General features: G+C 58.0%; 21 protein-coding genes and 1 pseudogene. 16 read left to right on the plus strand and 6 right to left on the minus strand.

Features of this window, described 5'->3' with window-relative positions; all coding sequences use genetic code 11:
* Positions 1-1,228 (minus strand): tRNA (N6-isopentenyl adenosine(37)-C2)-methylthiotransferase MiaB (gene miaB / locus ACIQ0Q_RS05105; RefSeq protein WP_395771872.1); only part of this gene is annotated, 1,228 nt, incomplete at its 3' end.
* Positions 1,229-1,375: 147 nt separating this feature from the next.
* Here miaB and ACIQ0Q_RS05110 point away from each other — a divergent pair.
* The 6 genes from ACIQ0Q_RS05110 to ACIQ0Q_RS05135 all read left to right on the plus strand — a co-directional run bounded on the left by ACIQ0Q_RS05110 (position 1,376) and on the right by ACIQ0Q_RS05135 (position 6,169).
* Positions 1,376-2,194 (plus strand): lytic transglycosylase domain-containing protein, encoded by an 819-nt coding sequence (locus ACIQ0Q_RS05110; RefSeq protein ID WP_395771898.1) that lies wholly within the window; start codon positions 1,376-1,378, stop codon positions 2,192-2,194.
* Between the two features lie 105 nt (positions 2,195-2,299).
* Positions 2,300-2,911 carry a ubiquinol-cytochrome c reductase iron-sulfur subunit gene (gene petA / locus ACIQ0Q_RS05115; RefSeq protein ID WP_395771873.1) on the plus strand — a complete coding sequence of 204 codons (612 nt, stop codon included), beginning with the start codon at positions 2,300-2,302 and terminating at the stop codon, positions 2,909-2,911.
* Positions 2,911-4,152 carry a cytochrome bc complex cytochrome b subunit gene (locus ACIQ0Q_RS05120; protein ID WP_395771874.1) on the plus strand — a complete coding sequence of 414 codons (1,242 nt, stop codon included), beginning with the start codon at positions 2,911-2,913 and terminating at the stop codon, positions 4,150-4,152. The genes petA and ACIQ0Q_RS05120 overlap by 1 nt, the downstream gene beginning before the upstream one ends.
* Entirely contained in the window at positions 4,145-4,927 is a 783-nt protein-coding gene (locus tag ACIQ0Q_RS05125) for a cytochrome c1 (RefSeq protein ID WP_395771875.1), read from the plus strand. Before ACIQ0Q_RS05120 ends, ACIQ0Q_RS05125 begins: the two co-directional genes overlap by 8 nt.
* A 145-nt stretch (positions 4,928-5,072) precedes the next feature.
* Positions 5,073-5,711, plus strand: coding sequence for a glutathione S-transferase N-terminal domain-containing protein (locus ACIQ0Q_RS05130; protein WP_395771876.1), 639 nt, complete (start codon positions 5,073-5,075; stop codon positions 5,709-5,711).
* A 17-nt stretch (positions 5,712-5,728) separates the two neighbouring features.
* Complete coding sequence (locus tag ACIQ0Q_RS05135; RefSeq protein ID WP_395771877.1) at positions 5,729-6,169, plus strand: ClpXP protease specificity-enhancing factor; 441 nt, start codon at positions 5,729-5,731, stop codon at positions 6,167-6,169.
* On the opposite strand, the gene ACIQ0Q_RS05140 is transcribed toward ACIQ0Q_RS05135, so the two are convergent.
* Genes ACIQ0Q_RS05140 through ACIQ0Q_RS05150 form a run of 3 tightly spaced genes read right to left on the minus strand, consistent with a single transcriptional unit; the run spans position 6,162 to position 7,596 of the window.
* Positions 6,162-6,482 carry a DUF3301 domain-containing protein gene (locus ACIQ0Q_RS05140; protein WP_395771878.1) on the minus strand — a complete coding sequence of 107 codons (321 nt, stop codon included), beginning with the start codon at positions 6,480-6,482 and terminating at the stop codon, positions 6,162-6,164. The genes ACIQ0Q_RS05135 and ACIQ0Q_RS05140 overlap by 8 nt on opposite strands.
* The gene (nadC, locus tag ACIQ0Q_RS05145; RefSeq protein WP_395771879.1) at positions 6,479-7,327 is read right to left on the minus strand and encodes a carboxylating nicotinate-nucleotide diphosphorylase; all 849 of its coding nucleotides are present in this window, start codon (positions 7,325-7,327) and stop codon (positions 6,479-6,481) included. The genes ACIQ0Q_RS05140 and nadC overlap by 4 nt, the downstream gene beginning before the upstream one ends.
* A gap of 2 nt (positions 7,328-7,329) precedes the next feature.
* Positions 7,330-7,596: a Trm112 family protein gene (locus tag ACIQ0Q_RS05150; RefSeq protein ID WP_395771880.1), complete on the minus strand. Its 267-nt coding sequence runs from the start codon at positions 7,594-7,596 to the stop codon at positions 7,330-7,332.
* Between the two features lie 58 nt (positions 7,597-7,654).
* Between ACIQ0Q_RS05150 and purE the strand changes: the two genes are divergently transcribed.
* On the plus strand, positions 7,655-8,155 hold the full coding sequence (purE, locus tag ACIQ0Q_RS05155) for a 5-(carboxyamino)imidazole ribonucleotide mutase (protein WP_395771881.1): 501 nt from the start codon (positions 7,655-7,657) through the stop codon (positions 8,153-8,155).
* On the plus strand, positions 8,152-9,291 hold the full coding sequence (locus tag ACIQ0Q_RS05160) for a 5-(carboxyamino)imidazole ribonucleotide synthase (protein ID WP_395771882.1): 1,140 nt from the start codon (positions 8,152-8,154) through the stop codon (positions 9,289-9,291). Before purE ends, ACIQ0Q_RS05160 begins: the two co-directional genes overlap by 4 nt.
* Positions 9,292-9,357: 66 nt before the next feature.
* Here ACIQ0Q_RS05160 and ACIQ0Q_RS05165 read toward each other — a convergent pair whose 3' ends face one another.
* A complete protein-coding gene (locus ACIQ0Q_RS05165; protein WP_395771883.1) occupies positions 9,358-9,936 on the minus strand; it encodes a superoxide dismutase in 579 nt (192 codons plus the stop codon).
* A 98-nt stretch (positions 9,937-10,034) separates the two neighbouring features.
* Between ACIQ0Q_RS05165 and grxD the strand changes: the two genes are divergently transcribed.
* The 5 genes and pseudogenes from grxD to ppnN all read left to right on the plus strand — a co-directional run.
* Complete coding sequence (gene grxD / locus ACIQ0Q_RS05170; protein WP_395771884.1) at positions 10,035-10,364, plus strand: Grx4 family monothiol glutaredoxin; 330 nt, start codon at positions 10,035-10,037, stop codon at positions 10,362-10,364.
* A complete protein-coding gene (locus ACIQ0Q_RS05175; protein ID WP_395771885.1) occupies positions 10,361-11,104 on the plus strand; it encodes an SDR family NAD(P)-dependent oxidoreductase in 744 nt (247 codons plus the stop codon). Before grxD ends, ACIQ0Q_RS05175 begins: the two co-directional genes overlap by 4 nt.
* Positions 11,105-11,106: 2 nt before the next feature.
* Entirely contained in the window at positions 11,107-11,700 is a 594-nt protein-coding gene (locus ACIQ0Q_RS05180) for a YhgN family NAAT transporter (RefSeq protein ID WP_395771886.1), read from the plus strand.
* Between the two features lie 129 nt (positions 11,701-11,829).
* On the plus strand, positions 11,830-15,297 hold the full coding sequence (locus tag ACIQ0Q_RS05185) for a carboxypeptidase regulatory-like domain-containing protein (RefSeq protein ID WP_395771887.1): 3,468 nt from the start codon (positions 11,830-11,832) through the stop codon (positions 15,295-15,297).
* Between the two features lie 170 nt (positions 15,298-15,467).
* A pseudogene (gene ppnN / locus ACIQ0Q_RS05190) lies at positions 15,468-16,793 on the plus strand (nucleotide 5'-monophosphate nucleosidase PpnN); the annotation flags it as partial.
* Here ppnN and ACIQ0Q_RS05195 read toward each other — a convergent pair.
* Positions 16,790-17,185: a type IV pilin protein gene (locus ACIQ0Q_RS05195; RefSeq protein ID WP_395771888.1), complete on the minus strand. Its 396-nt coding sequence runs from the start codon at positions 17,183-17,185 to the stop codon at positions 16,790-16,792. The pseudogene ppnN and the gene ACIQ0Q_RS05195 sit on opposite strands and share 4 nt — an antisense overlap.
* Before the next feature lie 162 nt (positions 17,186-17,347).
* Between ACIQ0Q_RS05195 and ACIQ0Q_RS05200 the strand changes: the two genes are divergently transcribed.
* From ACIQ0Q_RS05200 to ACIQ0Q_RS05210, 3 genes are read left to right on the plus strand one after another with little or no spacing between them, the layout of a single operon-like run.
* Positions 17,348-17,956, plus strand: coding sequence for a Tfp pilus assembly protein FimT/FimU (locus ACIQ0Q_RS05200; RefSeq protein WP_395771889.1), 609 nt, complete (start codon positions 17,348-17,350; stop codon positions 17,954-17,956).
* 7 nt (positions 17,957-17,963) lie between these two features.
* Complete coding sequence (locus tag ACIQ0Q_RS05205) at positions 17,964-18,761, plus strand: PilW family protein (protein WP_395771890.1); 798 nt, start codon at positions 17,964-17,966, stop codon at positions 18,759-18,761.
* A gap of 15 nt (positions 18,762-18,776) precedes the next feature.
* On the plus strand, positions 18,777-20,585 hold the full coding sequence (locus ACIQ0Q_RS05210; protein ID WP_395771891.1) for a PilX N-terminal domain-containing pilus assembly protein: 1,809 nt from the start codon (positions 18,777-18,779) through the stop codon (positions 20,583-20,585).
* The last annotated feature ends 3 nt before the right edge of the window (positions 20,586-20,588 follow it).

The following is a 20,588-nucleotide window of genomic DNA, read 5'->3' on the forward strand; positions in this document are numbered from 1 at the left end:
TGCGTCCGGTCAATTCATCGGCATTGCGCGTACTCGGCCGCTCCACCAAGACCCGTTGCACGCTGCCGACCATCGCCTCGGAAATGGCATAGGCGTTCTTGTTAATGGCATCCTGCAAGCGGCGCAGGCGTTCGCTCTTGACCGATTCCGACACTTCATCCGGCAGATTGGCCGCCGGCGTACCCGGTCGTTTGGAATAAATGAAAGAAAAGCTTTGATCGAAGCCGATATCGGAAATGAGTTTCATGGTGGCCTCGAAATCGCGCTCGGTCTCGCCGGGAAAGCCGACGATGAAATCGGAGCTGATGGCGATGCCCGGTTTGGCCGCTTTCAGTTTCCGGATTTTCGCTTTGTACTCGAGCGCGGTATGGTTGCGCTTCATCGCGCTCAAAATCCGATCGGAACCCGACTGCACCGGCAGATGCAAATAAGCCGCCAGTTTGTCGACATCGCGGTGCGCCTCGATCAGCGCATCCGAAAATTCCAGTGGATGCGAGGTCGTATAGCGGATCCGTCCGATGGCCTCGATCTGCGCGATGGCACGGATCAGCATCGCCAGATCCGCGGTTTCATCGCTGCCCTCGATGGCGCCGCGATAGGCATTGACGTTCTGGCCAAGCAGGTTGACTTCACGCACCCCCTGTTGCGCCAACTGCATGACTTCAAGCAGTACATCATCGAATGGTCGTGAAACCTCTTCGCCGCGGGTATAGGGCACCACGCAGAAGCTGCAGTACTTCGAGCAGCCTTCCATGATTGATACGAAGGCGGTCGGGCCTTCCGCCCGCGGTTTGGGCAGATGATCGAATTTCTCGATTTCCGGGAAGCTGATATCGACCTGCGGTTTCCCGCTGCCGCGTTTGGCATCGATCATTTCCGGCAGGCGGTGCAGGGTCTGCGGACCGAACACCAGATCGACATACGGTGCGCGCTTAAGAATGGCTTCGCCTTCCTGCGAGGCCACGCAGCCGCCGACGCCGATCAGCAGGTCCGGGTTGCGGGCTTTCAGTTCGCGCCAGCGGCCGAGCTGGGAAAAAACCTTCTCCTGGGCTTTTTCACGGATCGAGCAGGTGTTGATGAGAATGACATCGGCTTCGTTTTCATCCTGGGTCAGCTCCAGGCCATGGCCGGCATTGAGCACATCCGCCATCTTGTCCGAGTCGTACTCGTTCATCTGGCAGCCATGGGTTTTGATGTACAGTTTTTTGGCGGGGTATTTCCCGGTCATGGCGCTTATTCCGGTCGGGAGGGGCGCCCATTGTAGCAAGAGATGGCTGATGCGGCCGGCGGCGGGTGAATCTTTGAGCCATGCTGTGTTAAATTCACAAGGCTAATCGCATTTTTCAGGGGAAGCGTGATTATTTCACTGTGTCGGATGGTCTTGCTGTTGTTGATTTTCTCTCCGGTGATCCAGGCCGGTGAGATTTACCGCTGCGAGGGCCCGGATGGCATTCCGCAATTCGTACAGAAGAAAATTCCCGGAGCCAGTTGCAAAACGGTGAGCTACAATCCCGGGAACACTTCGTTCACGGCGCCGAAGTCTGCAAGCGGGGAGGCCGGCGCGCAGACGGTGGCGGCCAAAGCAGACGGGGAAGCCAAATTCCTGCGCATGGGCTATTCCACGTCTTATGTCTGGATCGATGCTGACGGCGTCAAGCATTTTGCCGGCACCCGTCCAAAAGGGGTGGCCAATGTCCAGGTCAAGCGGACCGAATACCCGATCTTTTTGATTGCCGGTTGCTATGCCTGCGGTCCGGGGACAACGGTCAACTTCGGCAATGTCCGACTCAATACCCAGGCCTATGCCGATGAAATCAAAGCCGCCAGCCTGCGTTACGGCGTCGAGGAGGCGATCGTGCGCGCCATCATCCATGCGGAATCGGCCTACCGTCCGCATGTGGTGTCGCCCAAGAATGCTCAAGGCCTCATGCAGTTGATTCCAGCTACGGCCAAGCGTTTCGGCGTCCGCGATGCTTTCGATCCGGTGCAGAACATCGAGGGCGGCGTGCAATATCTCGCCTTTTTACTTAAACGTTATCAAAACGACCTGACCCTGGCCGCCGCCGCGTATAACGCCGGTGAAGGTGCCGTTGATCGATTCAAAGGCGTGCCTCCGTATAAAGAAACACGGAATTATGTGGTCCGGGTCGGTCAGCTGGCCGAGCGTTACCGGAAAGTCCTGAAATCCGGCTGAGCCCGTTCAGACGTTGTTGAACAGGGGCTTAATCTATTACAATATGTCGATAAGTCCGGAGCGCTCCGGGCCAGTTCCTTTCATTTCACTGATTTGGAGAGCCGAATGGCTAACCACGAAGTCAATACCGGCCGTCGCCGTTTCCTGACCACCACCACGGCCGTGGTGGGCGCCATCGGTGCCGGCTTTGCCGCCGTGCCATTTGTTACCTCCTTCAAGCCCTCGGCTCGTGCCCAAACCGCCGGCGCCCCGGTGATCGTCAACATCAGCAAGATTGATAACGAGCCAGGCATGCGCATCATCCAGCAATGGCGTGGCAAGCCGGTCTGGGTGTTCAAGCGCAGCCCCGAGCAGCTGGCCGCTCTGAAAACCCTCGATGGCAATCTGCGTGATCCGAAATCGGACAATATCGACCAGACCCCGGCCTTCGCCAAGAACGAGGCCCGTACCATCAAGGGCAAGGAAAACATCGCGGTCATCGTCGGTCTATGTACCCACCTGGGGTGTTCGCCGAGCTATGTGCCGGAAATGCTGCCGCAACCGTTTGACGCCGAGTGGAAAGGCGGTTTCTACTGTCCCTGCCACCAGTCCCGCTTTGATTTGGCCGGCCGTGTCTACCAGGGTGTTCCTGCCCCGTCGAATCTTGAGATCCCGCCGTATCATTACTCGGATGAAAATACCGTCGTGATCGGCGTCGCCCCTGAAGGAGCCGTCTGATGAGCGTCATCAAACGTACCGTCTCCGGTGTTACTGCGTGGTTCAATGAGCGCACTCCGGGTCTGATTCCGGCTTACAAAAAGCACATGTCGGAATATTACGCGCCGAAGAACTTCAATCTGTTCTATTACTTCGGTTCGCTGGCCATGCTGGTTCTGGTCAACCAGATTGTCACCGGCATTTTCCTGACCATGAACTTCAAGCCGAGCGCGGCCGAAGCCTTCGCCTCGGTCGAATACATCATGCGCGATGTCGAAGGCGGCTGGTTGATTCGCTACATGCACTCCACCGGCGCTTCGCTGTTCTTCGTAGTCGTGTATCTGCATATGTTCCGCGGTCTGATCTACGGTTCCTACCAGAAGCCGCGTGAATTGGTCTGGATCCTCGGCATGCTGATCTTCCTGACCTTGATGGCTGAAGCCTTCCTCGGTTACGTGCTGCCATGGGGCCAGATGTCCTACTGGGGTGCGCAGGTGATCATCAATTTATTTGGTGCGGTGCCGGTCATCGGACCGGAACTGACGGAGTGGATCCGCGGTGACTATCTCGTTTCCGACGCCACCCTGAACCGCTTCTTTGCTCTGCACGTGATTGCGCTGCCGCTGGTCATTCTGCTTCTGGTGGTGCTGCATCTGGGCGCCCTGCACGAAGTCGGCTCGAACAATCCGGAAGGGGTCGATATCAAGAAGATAAAGGATGAAACCGGCAAGCCGAAAGACGGCATTCCGTTCCACCCGTACTACACCGTCAAGGATTTGTTCGGTATCGGTTTCTTCCTAACCATCGCCGCCTTCATTCTGTTCTTTGCGCCGACCTTCGGGGGTCTGTTTCTGGAATACGACAACTTCATTCCAGCCGATCCTCTGGTGACCCCGGCGCACATCAAGCCGGTCTGGTATTTCACCCCGTTCTACGCGATGCTGCGTGCCGTACCCGACAAGCTGTTCGGCGTGATCACCATGGGTGGCGCGGTGCTGATTCTGTTCGGTCTGCCCTGGTTCGACCGCTGCAAGGTCAAGTCCATCCGCTACCGTCCAACCCTGCACAAGGTGCTGATTACCCTGTTCGTCATCGCTTTCGTGGTGCTGGCCTATCTGGGAATGCAGACCGGCAGCCCGGCACAGACCTGGGCCGCACGTATCCTGACCGTGTTCTATTTCGGATTCTTTTTAACCATGCCAATTTGGTCGGCCATGGGCCAGACCAAAGAAGTGCCAGCCCGGGTGCCCGATCATGACTAAGACCGCCACTGTTTTCCGTGCCCTCGTCGCCGCTGCGGCATTTGTCGCCGGCAATGTCTCGGCCGCCGGTGCCAGTATCGAGATGGAATCGGCTCAGGTCGATCTGGGCAACAAAGGCTCGCTGCAACGTGGTGCGGCCTTGTACATGAGTTACTGCTCGGCCTGCCATTCGCTCGGCTACATGCGCTACTCGCGCATGGCCGAAGATCTCGGCCTGAGCGAAGCGGAAGTGACCCAGAACCTGATGTTCACCGATGCCAAGTTCGGTGAAGCCATGAACACCGGTATGGATCCGAAACAAGCCGAGGCCTGGTTCGGCAAGGCCCCACCGGACCTAAGCTTGATTGCACGCCGCAAAGCCGAAGGTGCTGACTGGGTCTACAACTATATGAAGACCTTCTATGTCGACGAATCGCGACCCATGGGTTGGAATAATGCGGTGTTCCCGGGTGCGTCCATGCCCCATGTGCTTTGGGAGCTGCAGGGCAGCCAAGATGTGCTGACCGAGCCCAAGATTGAAGGCGGTCATTGCCCGAAAGGTGAAGCCTTCGGCCAGTGCATCACCGGCTACAGCGTTCCTGAACACAAGAAAGGCAGCTTGAGCCCGGAAGAATACGATCAGGTCGCCCGCGATCTGACGGCATTCCTGGCTTATGTCGGTGAGCCGTCGGCCAGCAAGCGCGAGGCCATCGGCGTCTGGGTGGTCTTGTTCCTGGCCCTGTTTACTCTGTTGGCTTATTTCCTGAAACAGGAATACTGGCGTGATGTCCACTAAATTTATGATTTAGTTGGTAAAAAAGGCCGCTTTGCGGCCTTTTTTCATGAAAGGCTTGCAAAAATCGGCGAAATTCGCCATGTTAAGGAAAGTGGCATAAATCAGAAAAACAGCCGCTCAACTTTTGACATGATAGGTACAAGGAATGGCCACAACCCCTCGTTCGCGCAATACCTTAACCCTTTATTCGGCCAAGAATTGCGTGGTCTGCCATAAGGTCCGGATGGTCATGGCCGCCAAAGGCATCACCTATGATCTGATTTCGGTCGATACTTCCAACCCGCCGGAAGATCTGCTGATGCTGGCACCGCATTACCATTCGGTACCGACTCTGGTCGAGCGCGACAACGCCATCTACATCTCCAACGTGATTTCCGAATATCTCGACGAGCGCTATCCGCACCCGGCCTTGATGCCGGCCGAGCCGATTTTCCGCGCTATGCACCGCATTGCCGTGCGTCAGGTCGAACAGGACTGGGTGCCGCAGGTACAGCTCATCATGGCCGGCGGCAAAAGCGTGGACGCTGCCCGCAAACGTCTGAAAGAACTGATTCTGGAGTCGCTGCCGTTCTTCAAAAGCAACAAGTTCTTCTTCGGCAATGAAATGAGTCTGGTTGACTGCGCGATTACCCCCATCATCTGGCGTTTGCCGGCGCTCGGCATCCAGCTGCCAAAAGATGCCAAGTGCGTCGAGGATTACGGCCTGCGGATTTTCCGCAATCCCGCCTTCATGCGCAGCATGACCCCCGAAGAGAAGGTCCTGCGCGATCTCGCCTTGAGTTGATGTCTGGACCCGCTGCCATGACCTCGAACCGGCCCTATTTGTTGCGGGCGCTTTACGAGTGGATCAACGATAACAATCTGACCCCCTACATCCTGGTCGATGCCACCCAGCCGGATGTGATGGTGCCGGCCTCGACGGTCAAGGACGGCAGAGTGGTGCTGAACATCGCCATGCGCGCGGTGGAGTCGCTCGAGCTTGGCAATGAAGCGCTCAGCTTCAAAGCCCGGTTTTCCGGGATCAGCCAGTTTCTGTATGTGCCGATGGCTGCGGTATTGGCCATTTACGCCCAGGAAACCGGGCAGGGCATGATGCTGCCGGCCGATGAAGGCGCAGGACAAGACGAAGCCCTGGAAGCCTACGAGCTCAATGCGGAAACCGATGCGGCTGATCGCGGTCCGGAAGATCCACCGAAACCACCGGCTCCCGGCAAGGGCGGCCATCTGCGTATCGTCAAGTAAAGGGATCCGACGATTTCGCCACCGGCTCGACCCATGACACCGCACGGCCGCCGACCAAGGTGATGCTGGCGGCATAGCGGTCATGCCCGTCATGTGAATATTCGTAGTGGAAGATCCGCTTCCAGCGCAAACGGCCATGATCATCGCGCTGGATGCCGAGTTTGATCTGATGCACGCTCTGGTCGAGCCATTGCACGCCGGCGCGCATGCACAGCTGCCGCCCAAAATGTGCGGCCTGTTCTGCCGCCGCCCGCCCGGATGACCAAAACAGCACGACCGGAAACGCCAGTAGCATTAGGATAATCGCGGTCATGGCGGATCGCCCAAGCGCATCGAAAAATCGATGGCGCGGATATTCTTGGTGATCGCACCCACCGAAATGAAATCGACACCGGATGCGCGGATCACCTTCAGGCGTTCCATGCTCACGCTGCCCGAGACTTCCAGGGGTTTGCGGCCATCGGCGATGCGTACCGCGGCGAACATATCGTCATCGCTGAAGTCGTCGATCAAAATCCGGGTGCAGTCGGTATCCAGCGCTTGCTGCAGCTCCGTGAGATTTTCGACCTCCACGATGACCGGAATGTCCGGATACACGCTGCGTGCTTTTTTAACGGCGGCGGTAATCGAGCCTTCGGCGATGACATGGTTTTCCTTGAGCATGACCGCATCGTACAGGCCCATGCGGTGATTCAGGCCGCCACCGACGCATACGGCGTATTTCTGGGCCAGACGCAGGCCCGGCAAGGTTTTACGGGTATCCAGCACGCGCGTCCGGCTGCCGGCCAGTGCCTGTGCGAAGGCTGCGGTCTGGGTGGCGGTAGCCGACAGCGTTTGCAGGAAGTTCAGCGCGCTGCGTTCGGCGCCGACCAATGCGCGCACCTTGCCGCGGAAGCGCACCAGCACCGTGCCGGCGCTGATGGCCTGTCCCTCATGCACCAGCCAATCGATGCGGATGTCGGGATCGAGCTGGCGGAAACAGGCGTCGAACCAGGGCCGGCCACAGATGACTGCCGCTTCCTTGGCAATGACGTAAGCGGACTCCAGATCATCTTCCAGCAGGGCGGCGGTGACATCGCCGGTCCGGATGTCCTCGGCCAGACTGCGTGCGGCATCGGCAGCAATAACAGAACTGTCCGGCGCTTGCGGCAACGCCATGATCAGACGGTGAGGCCGTCGATGGAGGTCGTGGCGATGGCTTCCTCGGCCAATAGCACCGGGATGCCGTCATCGATGCGGTACAGCAGTTTGCCGTCGCGCGTGATCAGCGCTTGCTTCAGAGCTGTGTGGACCGGTTGGCCGTCCAGCTGCAAGGCCGTTCCGGCGCTGATGGCCGCATTCATGCGATCGAGCTGGTCCGAGGACAGCAGCAGCAGAGATTGTTTACTGGCCGGGCAGCACAGAATGTCGAGCAGTTTTTTGTCCATGACCGTGGAGTTTTTACCGATATCCGCATAGAATACGCCTTTAGATGGGGTTAGCGCTATGGCTGATTCAAATCCGGTACTGGTCGGCGTCGTCATGGGGTCCCGCAGCGATTGGGAGACCATGCAGCATGCGGTCAAGCACCTTGAAACCTTCGGCATCCCGCACGAAGTGCGGGTGGTGTCCGCGCATCGCACCCCCGATGTGCTTTTCAGCTATGCCGAACAGGCTGCCGCGCGTGGTCTAAGGATCATCATTGCCGGCGCGGGTGGCGCAGCGCATCTGCCGGGCATGTTGGCCGCCAAAACCGCCGTGCCGGTTCTGGGCGTGCCGGTGCAGAGCAAAGCCCTGAGCGGCATGGATTCCTTGTTGTCGATCGCACAGATGCCCGCCGGCATTCCGGTCGCGACTTTCGCCATCGGCAACGCCGGTGCCGCCAATGCCGGACTGTTCGCCGCTGCCCTGTTGGCCCACGAATTTCCAGAAATCGCAGCCAAACTGGACGCGTTCCGCCGCGCGCAGACTGAAGCGGTGATGGCCGCCGACGATCCGCGCCGATGACCACAGTCGGTATTCTCGGCGGCGGGCAATTGGCCCGAATGATGGCCATTTCCGGTGCGCCGCTGGGTCTTCGTTTCCTGCTGCTCGATAATGTCGCCGATGCCTGCGCCGGACAGTTCGCGCCGATGCTGGTCGGTGATTACCGCGATGAAAACATTCTTGCCGAGTTCGCCGCAAAGGTCGATGTCGCCACCTTTGATTTCGAGAACGTACCGGCCGAAAGTGCGCACTGGCTGAGCGCCAAAGTCGCGGTATTTCCGAATCCGAATGCATTGGCGGTTTCGCAGGATCGGCTCGCCGAAAAAAAACTATTCCGTGAACTCGGCATCGGTGTTCCCGAATTCCACGACATCACCTGTTTCGGAGATCTGCAGACCGCCATTGCGGCAATCGGCATGCCCTGCATTCTTAAAACCCGCCGTCTCGGTTATGACGGCAAGGGCCAGTACCGCATCAAGACCGAAGCCGATATCGCAAGCGCCTGGGCCGCACTGGGCGCGCAGACACTCACCGTCGGCTTGATTCTCGAGGCCTTCGTGCCATTCGAGCGCGAGATTTCGGTGGTGGCGGTGCGCGGCCGCGATGGCGAATTCCGCCATTGGGCTTTGACCGAAAACTGGCATGAGCAGGGTGTGCTGTCGGCCAGCCTGGCGCCGGCCACCGACACCGCCGCCTTCGCCGCAGAAGCCATTGCCTATGCCCGCCAAGTGGCGGAGGCGCTGGATTATGTCGGCGTGTTCGCGCTGGAATTATTCCTGTGCCAAGGCCGCCTGATGGTCAATGAAATGGCGCCGCGCGTGCACAACTCTGGCCACTGGACCATCGAGGGTGCGGAAACCTCGCAGTTCCAGAATCATCTGCGGGCGGTGCTCGGTCTGCCGCTTGGCAGTACCCGCTCGCTCGGCGTCAGCTGCATGTTGAACTGGATCGGCAACCTGCCGGAAGCCGGGCCGGTGTTGCAGGAGGCTGGCGGCCATTGGCATGATTACGGCAAGTCGCCGCGCGCCGGCCGCAAAGTCGGTCATGCCACGCTACGCGAAGAAACTTTCGGCGCTCTGGCTCAAACGCTGGATCGTGTCGGCACGCAACTCGACCGTCAGTCACAGGTAGCACAGGTGCTCGCCAGGTTGCGTTGATCGGGGCAGGCAAAGCCAAAGAAAAACGCGCCCGAAGGCGCGTTTTTTATGTCGGAACGGGAAGACTCAGGCCATCTGCGCCGATACGAAATCCCAGTTCACCAGACTCCAGAACGCTTCCACGTATTTCGGACGGGCGTTTCGGTAGTCCACGTAGTAGGCGTGTTCCCAGACATCGCAGGTCAGCAAGGGCTTATCAGTGCCAGTCAGCGGGGTGGCGGCATTGGACGTGCTGACCAGGGCCAGACTACCGTCGGCGCGCTGCACCAGCCAGGCCCAACCGGAGCCGAAGGTGCCGAGGGCGGTTTTGCTGAATTCGGCTTTGAAGGCCTCGAAACTGCCGAAAGTGCTGTCGATGGCTTCGGCCAGTTTGCCGGTGGGGGCGCCCCCGCCATTGGGCTTCAGGCAGTTCCAGTAGAAGGTGTGGTTCCAGACCTGCGCGGCATTGTTGAACAGGCCGCCCTGCGATTTGCGCACGATGGTTTCCAGATCGGCGCTTTCGAACTCGGTCCCGGCAATTAGATTATTCAGATTGGTGACATAAGTCTGGTGGTGCTTGGAATAGTGATAGTCAATGGTTTCCGCGGAAATATGCGGTTCCAGTGCGGTGCGGTCATAGGGCAGGGCAGGCAAATCGATGGCCATGGGGCAAATCTCCGGCGGGCGTAAGGGGGGAATAAGCTTTATAATTCTACCTTGGAAGTGAAAGTGATGTGTTTCCCCAAATCCGTCTGGAGCGTCAAATGTCGAATAGTCCGATCAACGACCGTATCAAAGCCGAAATCACCAGCGCGCCGATTGTGCTGTTCATGAAAGGCACGCCGCAGTTTCCCATGTGCGGTTTCTCCTCGCGCACCGTGCAGGCACTGAAAGCCGTCGGTGCCCAGATGCATACGGTCAATGTCCTGGAAGAACCGGAAATCCGCGCCAATCTGCCGCGCTATTCCGATTGGCCGACGTTCCCGCAGTTGTTCATCAACGGTGAACTGGTCGGTGGCTGCGACATCACCATGGAGCTTTACGAAAGCGGCGATCTGGCCACCATGGTTGCCGAGGCCCAGAAAGCTGCATGATGGCATTGCCGGTGCCGGTGCCGAACAGTCTGGTCGGCCGGGTCATTCTGGTCACCGGTGCCTATGGCGGTCTGGGCGAAGCGGCGGCCAAGGCCGCCGCCGTGGCCGGTGCTACGGTGGTGCTGCTCGGAAAAAAAATCCCCAAACTCAACCGCGTTTATGATGCCATCGGCAAACTTGGCCCCGAGCCGGCCCTGTATCCCTTGGATATGCGCGGTGCCGATCCGGCCGATTATGAGGCCATGGCGGACAAAATCTGTGCCGAACTCGGCGGCCTGAATGGCATTCTGCATTGCGCCGCCGACTTTTCCGGCCTGCGCCCACTGGAAACCACCGATCCGGAAGAGTTCGTCACCCAGATCCATGTCAACCTGACCGCCCCATGGCTCTTGACCCAGGCCTGCTTGCCGGCCTTGCGCCGTGCTGAAGACGCTGCCGTGGTGTTCATCACCGAGAACCGAGAACGCGTCAATACAGCTTATTGGGGCGCCTATGGTATCGCCAAGGCCGGCTTGGAAGGTTTGGTGAGCCTATTGCATGATGAAACCGATGGCAGTCCAGTTCGGGTTAGCGCCCTGCAACCCGGGCCGATGCGTACCAGCATCCGTGCCCGTGCCTATGTCGAAGAGGCCGCCACCGGGTGTCCCGAGCCCGGCGTGTACGCCCCGGCCTGTGTTTATCTTTTATCCGCCGAAGGGGCCGCGCATCGTGGCCGGATACTGCGGCCGAGCTGGAGCTAATCATGGAAATGGTTTCTGCCGCGCTTCTGCTGTTCCTGATCATGGACCCCTTGGGTAATATCCCGGTTTTTCTGAGCCTGCTCAAGCCCTTATCGAAGAAACGTCAGCGCATTGTGCTGATCCGCGAGTTGCTGATTGCCTTTTTCGTGCTGCTCGGCTTTCTCTGGGGCGGCAAGTATGTGTTGGAAGCCATGCATCTGCGTCAGGAGTCCGTATCCATCGCAGGCGGCATCATCCTGTTTCTGATCGGCCTAAAAATGATCTTCCCCAGCCCGGAGGGCATATTCGGGGACGGTGAGGTCGGCGAGCCCTTCATCGTGCCGATGGCCATTCCATTGGTGGCCGGCCCCTCCGGGATGGCCGCCGTGATGCTGTTCGGCAGCCAGGACCCCAGCCGGATGGGGGATTGGACCATGGCTCTGGCCATCGCTTGGTTCGGGACTGCGGTCATCCTGTTTTCCTCCACCTACCTCTATAAAGTCCTCGGGACCCGCGTTCTGGTCGCCCTGGAACGCCTGATGGGCATGCTACTGGTGGCGATTTCGGTACAGATGCTGATGGACGGCATTCAGAGCTACCTGAATACCCCGGCCTGAGTCATATTTCTGTCATGAAACATACATAAAATTAACATTCGGTGGTAAAATTCTGGCGTAGTTCAGCAGGGCTATACCTTTTCAGGCGGTCACCGTTTACTCCTCAACCTCACAACAGGTCAACTCATCATGAAATCAAGCAAACGCATCCGGGTTTCGCAGCTTTCCATGGCACTTGCGGTCGCTCTGACTGCTCCTGTCATGGCACAAAACACAACATCTGCCATCGGCGGCCGTATCACCAGCAACGACGGCAAACCGGTCGCCGGCGCCAGCGTGTCGATCAAGCACAACCAATCCGGTTCCGTGAGCTCGGCCGTCACTGATGCTGAGGGTCGTTACTCGTCGCGTGGTTTGCGCGTCGGCGGTCCGTACACGGTGACCATCACCAAAGGCGGCGTGACCGAAACCCGCGACAACGTGTATCTGCAGCTTGCTGAAACCAAATCCTTGGACGCCTCGCTGGGCCAGAAAGTCCTGGATTCGGTGACCGTCACCGGCGTTGCCGCAGGCTCGGAAGTGTTCAGCGCCACCAACATGGGTGCCGGCACCAACATCAGTTCGGAACAACTGAAGTCCTTCGCTTCGATTCAACGCAACCTGCAGGATTACGCACGCCTTGATCCGCGCCTGTCGCAAACCGACAAAGAGCGCGGTGAAATCTCGGTCGGCGGTCAGAACTCGCGCTTCAACTCGATCACCATCGACTCCGTCGCCACCAATGACACTTTCGGTCTGGAATCCAACAATCTGCCGACCGCCAAGCAGCCGATTTCGATCGATGCCATCGAATCGGTACAGATCAATATCTCGAACTACGATGTGACCCAAAAGGGTTATACCGGCGCCAACATCAATGCGGTGACCAAGTCCGGTACCAACGACTTCCACGGTTCGTTGTCCTATGTGTACCGTTCGGATTCCATGGTCGGTGACCGCTATACCCGCAGCACCGATTCCTATTCCGATGCGCCGGATTTCACCGAAGAAACCATCGGTTTCACCTTGGGCGGTCCGATCATCAAGGACAATCTGTTCTTCTTCGCGGCCTATGAAGAGCTGGCCAGCACCCGCGGCGGCCCGGCCGCCGGCCCGGCCGGCAGCGACCGTTTCAATGTGCCGATCACCAATGCCGATATCACCGCTGCCCAAAACGTCGCCAAAAACGTCTGGGGCTTCGATCTCGGCAGCCCTGAAGCCGCCGCCGCGGAGCTGAAGGTCAAGGATGCCCTGATCAAGTTGGATGCCAACATCGGTGACAATCACCGCGCCAGCCTGCGTTGGAGCAAAACCGAGCAGGACGAGCCAATCTACCCAAGCAACTTCACCAGTGGCAGTCAGGCGATGTCGCTGGACTCACATTGGTACACTCAGGCCAAGAGCATTGAAACCTGGGTCGGTCAGTTCTTCTCCGACTGGAGCGAAAACTTCTCGACCGAATTCAAGGTGTCCTACCGCGACTACGCCAGTGAACCGGTCAATAACTCCAATCTGCCGCAGATCCGCCTGAACTTTGCGGGCGCCGTGCCGGGCGTGACCGCCACCTCCGCCGGCCTGCTGGCCGGTACCGAACGCAGCCGTCACTTCAACGACCTGGCGACCGAAACCTGGAACTACTACGGCGGTGCCAACTGGTTCCTGGGTGACCATGAACTGAAGTTTGGCTTCGATTACGACGACAACAGCGTCTACAACGCGTTCCTGCAGGATACCCGCGGCAACTACACCTTTGACTGTATCAATGCCAGCAGCACGGTCGTGTATACCGACTCGACCCTGACCGGTCTGGGCAACTTCAGCTGCAGTACGCTGACCCGCGCCCAGTACACCGCTGCCATGTTGGAAAACTTCAGCCGCGGCCGTCCGGGCAGCTACGCCGTGCAGGTTGGCATCAACGGCTATGATTTGAATGACGGTGTCGCCAACTGGGATTACCAGAACCTCGGCCTGTTCCTTCAGGACACCTGGGCGGTCAATACCAATCTGACCCTGACCTACGGCGTGCGTATCGACCGTAAATCCATGGGCGTCAGCCCGGAATTCAACGCCGCCGCGGCAGCTGCTGCCGTGAACGGCTTTGTCACCGGTCAGACCACTCCGGGTACGGGCACCACCACCCGCGCCACCGGCGGTTTCGGTTACGACAATACCAATACCCTGGACGGCAACAGCCTGTTCCAGCCGCGTGTGGGCTTCAACTACACCTTTGACAGCGAAAAACCGATGCAGGTCCGCGGCGGTTTTGGTCTGTTCGAAGGTGCCGCCGCCAACGTCTGGCTGTCCAACCCGTACTCCAATACCGGCATCACCACCGGCATCATCAGCTGCTCGGGTACCGGTTCTTCGGCCTGCCCGCGTAACAATGGTTTCTTCAGCCCGAATCCGGACAGCCAGCCGGGAATTGCGGGTTCACCACCGGCCCCGAACGTCGACTTCCTTTCGGCCGATTTGGAGCAGCCCTCGGTCTGGAAAGCCAATCTGGCTTTCGAGAAAGAACTGACCGCCGGCGTGGTCATGTCGCTGGAATACGTGCGTACCATCGTGGAAGACGGCATTTACTACAAGCACCTGAATCTGGGTCAAGCGACCCGTCAGGGCAAAGATGGCCGCGACTTGTTCTACCATCCGGTCGGCTTCAGTGCCAGCTGCTATAGCTACAGCAGCTCCGGTGCGCTGGTGACCAGTACCAGTGGTGCCTGCGGCGCCCCGTCGGGTCAATCGCGTACCCGCGCCCTGAGCAATACTCGATTCAATAACGTGCTCTTGGCTGAGCGCACCGGCAAAGGCGGCGGCGGTGCCTTTACCGTGGCCTTCTCGGGCCGTGCTTTCGAAGAGCTGGACTGGAGCCTGGGCTTTACCACCACCAACGCCACCGAAGTCAGCCCGCTGACCTCGTCGGTGTCCAACTCCAACTGGAACTCGGTCTCCATCTTCAACGCCAACGAAGAAGTGGCCGCCAACTCGGCCTATCTGGTCAAGGACCGCTTCACCGGTTCGCTGAACTGGAAGCATAACTTCTTCAGCGACTACGCGACCCGTTTCGGCGTGTTCTATGAAGGCCGCAAAGGTAAGCCGTACAGCTGGATCTTCAACAACGACTTGAACGGTGACGGCAACGCCAACGACTTGATGTACATCCCGACCGCTGCGGGTTCGGGTGAGGTGGTGTTCAAAGGACCGGGCACCGTGACCGCTGCCCAGGCCGAGGCCACCTTCTGGTCCATCGTGCAAGCGCAGGGTCTTGATCAATTCGCTGGTAGTGCGGTTGACCGCAACTCCTCGTTCGCGCCGTGGACCAATACCTTCGACGTCCGTATCAGCCAGGAACTGCCGGGCTTCTTCAAGGGCAACAAGGCCACGCTGATTTTCGACATCCTGAACTTCGGTAACCTGCTGAACAAGGATTGGGGTCGCATCGACGAAATCGCGTTCAGCTCCGCCGGTGGTCTGTCGCGCAGCTTCGTAGACTACATGGGTCTGGATGCCAGCGGCCGTTACATCTATGGCGTCAACGGTACTGTCGAGGATTTCGTCACCCGCCAGAACTCCGGCGAATCGCAGTGGGCGGCGCAAGTCACCCTCAAGTACGAATTCTGATCGAGCGTCACTCTGAAAAACCGGCCGCAAGGCCGGTTTTTTTTGCCTAATGCACCGCAAAGCCTTATCCTGAACCCATCACACCACAATTGAACGCAATGAACAAAGAAAGCCCCACCATCAGCACCCAGATTTTCCCGCCACACCGTCGCTACAACGATTCACCCTCCGGCATGGACGTGCTCTCGCGTGAAGAGCTGACCCGGCTGCGCGACATCAGTCAAGGCGGTTTACATGAAACCCTGCGCCGGTGTGCTCTGGCGGTGCTGACCACCGGCACCGAATCGGATGATCCGCGCGCGGCCCAGGTCCGTTATCCGGATTTCGACATCGAGGTCCTGCAGCTCGATCGCGGCATCCGCCTCGATTTACAAAATGCCCCGGCCACCGCGTTTGTTGATGGCACTCTGATCCGCGGCGTCGCCGATCTGCTGTTCACCGTGGTACGCGACATCGCCTACACCTCGAGTGAAATCCGCACCAGCGGCAAGTTCAATCTGGAAACCAATGCCGGAATCACCAGTGCCGTGTTCGAGATCCTGCGCAACGCCTCGGTGCTGCATCCGAACACCGATCCGAATTTGGTGGTGTGCTGGGGCGGTCACTCCATCGGCCGCGAAGAATACATGTACACCAAGAAAGTCGGCTACGAGCTGGGCCTGCGTGCGCTTGATATCTGTACCGGCTGCGGCCCCGGCGCCATGAAAGGACCGATGAAAGGCGCCACCATCGCGCATGCCAAGCAGCGCCGTATCCACAACCGCTATATCGGTATCACCGAGCCGGGCATCATCGCCGCCGAGTCACCGAATCCGATCGTCAACGAGCTGGTGATCATGCCGGATATCGAAAAGCGCCTGGAGGCTTTTGTGCGCTTGGGACATGGCATCATCGCCTTCCCGGGCGGGGTGGGTACTGCAGAGGAAATCCTGTATCTACTTGGTCTGCTGCTGCATCCCGATAACAGTGATATCTGCATGCCCTTGGTGTTGACCGGGCCACGTGCGTCTGCGGCCTATTTCGAGCACATCGACCGCTTCATCAAGCTGACCCTCGGCGAGCCTGCAGCCGCGCATTACTCCATTGTGGTCGACGATGCCGAGCGCGTCGGCAAACTGATGAGCCGCGGTATCCATAGGGTACGCGAGCAGCGCATCAAGGAAAAAGATTCCTTCTTCTTCAACTGGTCGCTCAATGTTCCCCTGGATTTCCAGAAGCCGTTTCAGCCGACCCACGAGGCCATGGCGGCGTTGAAATTGCACCGCAATCAGCCGCTGCACGAATTGGCCGCCAATCTGCGCCGGGCCTTTTCCGGCATCGTGGCCGGCAATGTCAAGGAGCCGGCCATGCACGCCATCGAGCAGAATGGACCGTTCACGATTTCCGGCGATGCCGACATCATGCAGGCCATGGATGAATTGCTGGAATCCTTCGTCGAGCAACGCCGGATGAAAATTTCCGGGGTCTATCAGCCCTGCTATAAAGTGGTCCGTTAAGGCCAGTTGCAGTTGCTGGGGTTGCTACCCTCCGACAGCGATTTGGTAGCAACGCCGCTGGCAACGGTGAGTACAAAGTTTCCGCAGCGGTCGCCGGACTGGGCGCTTGAGCGGGTTGCCGTCAGTTTATAGCCGGTGGCGGATATATCAGTGATGGTTAGGGTGTAGTTTGGAACGGTCGGGCTGCCTAGATTGGCATAGGTTGCGTAGCTGGTATTGCTGGCCCGCCAGCGCTCTTGACGTAACTGCAAATCACCCAGTCCCCGCATGGCTTCCGCGCGCCGGCTTTTGGCGATCTGTTCGGTGAAGCTGGGAATGGCGATGATGGCCAGAATGCCGACAATCGCCAGGGTAACCATGAGCTCGATGAGGGTAAAACCTTTGTTGCGCATGTGCTGCTCCCGCCGGATATGCAATAAGCATGCCAACTTCCTGCGCTGAATGCAATGCAGACGGCGTCGCTCATCGGAAAAACCGGCCGTTCATCGTGTTGTCCGTTGCCATGCTCGGTATCAGCAGGCATAGTAGGATGTGCCTAGAGCGGGGAATCGTGCATGTCCGAAAAAAAGCCTTGCGTCCAGGGGTTTACCCTGATTGAGCTGATGGTCACCATCGCGCTACTGTCGATCATTCTCATGGCAGCCGTGCCGTCCTTCAATGAATTTCGGCAGCGCAGCGCTTTGCGTGGAGCGACTGATCAAATCATCGGCTTCTGGGCCAATGCCCGTTTTGAATCCCTCAAGCGGAATTCTCTGGTCAAAGTGTCGATGAGCACCAACAATACCCAGTATTGTATGGGCGCGGCGGTCACCAATACAGCTGCCGATAATAGTCAGTGCAATTGTTTTGAGACCAATCCCGGTAACGCCAATTTCTGTGATGTCGGACGCTATCCAGTCGATCAGGCTGAATGGAAGGGGATTCGATATTTAGGAACGCCTAGCGACTGGATCGGAAAAAGTAAAAATGGGGTGGTGGTCATCGATCCTAAGCGTGGCGGTCTGGCCCTGCCGACCAGTGCCGGTTATTGGGAGTTGGCCAGTCCTGCCGGCAGCACCGACTACCGCCTGCGAGTGAATATCGATCTGTTCGGGCGCGCCGTGGCCTGCGAGCCAGATGCAGCCAGTGATATGCCGCAATACATCAACCGACGCTGCAACTGAGGACGCCATGGCCGCCTATCAACGACAATCACAGGGCTTCAGTCTGGTTGAATTGATGATTTCTTTGGCCATCGGTCTGATTGTTGTTTCGGCCGTGCTTGCGTTTACCCTGTCCAGCCTGACCGCCAACTCCGAATACGTGCAGTCCACCCGCTTGAGTCAGGAGCTGCGCAACACCATGGATTTCGTTTCGCGCGAGCTGCGCCGTGCCGGTTACGACGAGAACATGAACCGCTATACCGCGGCATCGACTATGAATGCGTTGACGATATCGCCCTTCGCCCGAATTTTTGTGGATGATGATGTCAATAACGATGGCGTCAAAAATGATGGCTGCGTCATTTATGCCTACGACCGTACCGGTGGAACTCCAGGCACCGTTGAGCGGGCTCAGGGTGAAATTCGTGCGTTGCGCCTTGCCTTCTATCCCTTCGATGGCCAGACCGTCGGCGTGCTTGAAATCGGCGAAAGCGCCCCCGGTCTCACGCCAGCCTGTGCCGGCGGCGCGCCGAGCTATAGCAATTATCCGACAACGTGCAATACCGCTTCAGGGTGGTGCGCATTGACCGATCCGCGGATCATTAATATCAGCAGTTTTACATTAGATACCAGCGGCTACATCGTGCAGGCCGCTACGGCCACCTCCACTCCCATGACCATCCGTCAGATCGGCGTCGGTTTGCAGGGCCAGCTTCGTCAGTCAGCCGACGGCACAGTCACCCGCGGCATCAGCAGCAGTATAAGAGTGCGTGCCGACTGTCTGGAAGCCTCCGCGAACTGCGCTTTGCCACCGACTGGAACCTAAGGGAAGGGGACACCAATGACAATACACATGATGAATGCCTTTGCCGGACCGGGTCGCCAGCGTGGCATTTCAACGCTGGCCATCACCATGATGCTGCTGCTGATTCTCAGCATCGTGGTTCTATTCTCGACCAGTATTGGTTTTTTCGAGCAGCGTACTGCACTCAATGAAAACCGCGCACGCATCGCCGAGCAGGCGGCGGAAACCGGAATTAATATGTCCGGTGAATACATCAAAGCCAACCGGGCTCTGGTTATTAGTAATGCGCAAGGCGGTTGGCTGGATACTGTTGCCGGCGGTCATGGCTGGGTCAGTTGCAACGGCGTAAGTAACAGCGCCACCATCGGCGGCCGACCGCATCCATGTCGTTCCGAGCCGGACATCACGCGCCGAAACAAGCTCTGGTTTTTTACCACCGACGGCACCGGCGCAAGTCTGGCGGCAACGCTGTTGCCATATGGCGCTGTCGGCAATGTCGGTGGCGTCTCGGCTTTCCCGTCAGTGGTCAATGTGCAGGCCGTGCTCTGTCGCATCGATTCCTCCTTGCAAACTCCAGCCTGCGCCCAGAATCCGGCCAAAGGCAACCGTATTGCCATTACCTTCATCTCCCAGGCCACCCTTACCAATGAAGGCAGTACCGCCGTCATCAAGGAAACCTGGGCATCTTATACCGAGGCCAGCCAGTCCTCCTCTGTGCCGATCATCGGCTCTGGGTTCGTGAAGGGATTGGGTAATGCGCAGATTGTGACCAATGCCAATGCTGCAGGCTATGGTGTTCCGGTATCAATTTGGTCACCCAACGATGTTGATTTCGACGGCGTTGCCAATAATGTCTGTACAAATATGCCTAATCGAACAGAAACCATATCCGATTCCGGGTTCCCGAATCAAAGGGATGCAATCGATGCTGCAAATGCACAAGGCTTTTCATTTAGTGACTGCGATTTCTTCAATGACGCACCGGTTGGGACCTGGAGTTATGTCTGTACCAGAGAGATTGCTGCGTCTTCAGGGGGTTCGGGGGGCGTCGGTAGCGTATCGACCTGCTATCTCGGGGAGTATCTGAAAAACACCCCGGCATCGGATCTGAAAACGACCTGCGTCGACGTCAACAATGCCTGCGCTTGCCCGGCAATCAGTAGTTCCACCAATAACTTCCTGTCCGGTCATTCCCAAGGCATCCAAAAAGAAGGAATTGACATTCTCGATATCGACGGCGGTCATGGTGCGCTTGCCGATATCACTTTCTTTCCGGGTCTTGATTGCAATGGCAATAACAAGAGTGATTTGAGTGTGGCCACAGACGATTCGCTATTCGAATGGGTTTTCAATACCGGCATCGTTGTCGATGAAGGATTGGGTATCGTAAAAACCAACTGCGGCGCCAATGGCATCAGCAACTGTGCATCCTATGTTCTGGAAGAAGAACTGGGTGCGCAGGTGATCAGCTGCGACAGGTTGAAGACGCTGGGTGCTACCGCCTCCGGTCTTTACTATATCAAGGGAACCTGCGACCTTCCTGCAAAGGTCGGTTCGCCAAATAATCCGGCCATCGTCGTGGTCGAAGGTGAAGCCAAGGTCAATAATACTGATTTCTTCGGCATGCTATTCGTGCGCAGTAACACCAATACCGCCGAATTCAAGGGGACGGGTAATTCCAAAATCATCGGTTCATTGGTGGTCGAAGGCAATATTGACATCACCGGCACCATCGACATCATCTACGACAACACCGCCATCAACTCCGACCCGAATACACTGCCCGCCAACGCCAAATTCGCCCGGGTACCGGGCAGCTGGCTCGATGCCGTCGAAGGATTTTAGGGG

The organism is Arenimonas sp., from assembly GCF_044348765.1.
Classification (GTDB): domain Bacteria; phylum Pseudomonadota; class Gammaproteobacteria; order Xanthomonadales; family Xanthomonadaceae; genus Arenimonas.

Coding starts and splice junctions, on each gene's coding strand:
- ACIQ0Q_RS05180 (WP_395771886.1), top strand. CDS start 11,107: ATGGAAATGGTTTCTGCCGCGCTTCTGCTGTTCCTGATCATGGACCCC.
- ACIQ0Q_RS05195 (WP_395771888.1), bottom strand. CDS start 17,185: ATGCGCAACAAAGGTTTTACCCTCATCGAGCTCATGGTTACCCTGGCG.
- ACIQ0Q_RS05110 (WP_395771898.1), top strand. CDS start 1,376: ATGGTCTTGCTGTTGTTGATTTTCTCTCCGGTGATCCAGGCCGGTGAG.
- grxD (WP_395771884.1), top strand. CDS start 10,035: ATGTCGAATAGTCCGATCAACGACCGTATCAAAGCCGAAATCACCAGC.
- ACIQ0Q_RS05150 (WP_395771880.1), bottom strand. CDS start 7,596: ATGGACAAAAAACTGCTCGACATTCTGTGCTGCCCGGCCAGTAAACAA.
- ACIQ0Q_RS05175 (WP_395771885.1), top strand. CDS start 10,361: ATGATGGCATTGCCGGTGCCGGTGCCGAACAGTCTGGTCGGCCGGGTC.
- nadC (WP_395771879.1), bottom strand. CDS start 7,327: ATGGCGTTGCCGCAAGCGCCGGACAGTTCTGTTATTGCTGCCGATGCC.
- ACIQ0Q_RS05200 (WP_395771889.1), top strand. CDS start 17,348: ATGTCCGAAAAAAAGCCTTGCGTCCAGGGGTTTACCCTGATTGAGCTG.
- ACIQ0Q_RS05185 (WP_395771887.1), top strand. CDS start 11,830: ATGAAATCAAGCAAACGCATCCGGGTTTCGCAGCTTTCCATGGCACTT.
- ACIQ0Q_RS05205 (WP_395771890.1), top strand. CDS start 17,964: ATGGCCGCCTATCAACGACAATCACAGGGCTTCAGTCTGGTTGAATTG.
- ACIQ0Q_RS05165 (WP_395771883.1), bottom strand. CDS start 9,936: ATGGCCATCGATTTGCCTGCCCTGCCCTATGACCGCACCGCACTGGAA.
- ACIQ0Q_RS05160 (WP_395771882.1), top strand. CDS start 8,152: ATGACCACAGTCGGTATTCTCGGCGGCGGGCAATTGGCCCGAATGATG.
- petA (WP_395771873.1), top strand. CDS start 2,300: ATGGCTAACCACGAAGTCAATACCGGCCGTCGCCGTTTCCTGACCACC.
- ACIQ0Q_RS05120 (WP_395771874.1), top strand. CDS start 2,911: ATGAGCGTCATCAAACGTACCGTCTCCGGTGTTACTGCGTGGTTCAAT.
- purE (WP_395771881.1), top strand. CDS start 7,655: ATGGCTGATTCAAATCCGGTACTGGTCGGCGTCGTCATGGGGTCCCGC.
- ACIQ0Q_RS05135 (WP_395771877.1), top strand. CDS start 5,729: ATGACCTCGAACCGGCCCTATTTGTTGCGGGCGCTTTACGAGTGGATC.
- ACIQ0Q_RS05130 (WP_395771876.1), top strand. CDS start 5,073: ATGGCCACAACCCCTCGTTCGCGCAATACCTTAACCCTTTATTCGGCC.
- ACIQ0Q_RS05125 (WP_395771875.1), top strand. CDS start 4,145: ATGACTAAGACCGCCACTGTTTTCCGTGCCCTCGTCGCCGCTGCGGCA.
- ACIQ0Q_RS05140 (WP_395771878.1), bottom strand. CDS start 6,482: ATGACCGCGATTATCCTAATGCTACTGGCGTTTCCGGTCGTGCTGTTT.
- ACIQ0Q_RS05210 (WP_395771891.1), top strand. CDS start 18,777: ATGACAATACACATGATGAATGCCTTTGCCGGACCGGGTCGCCAGCGT.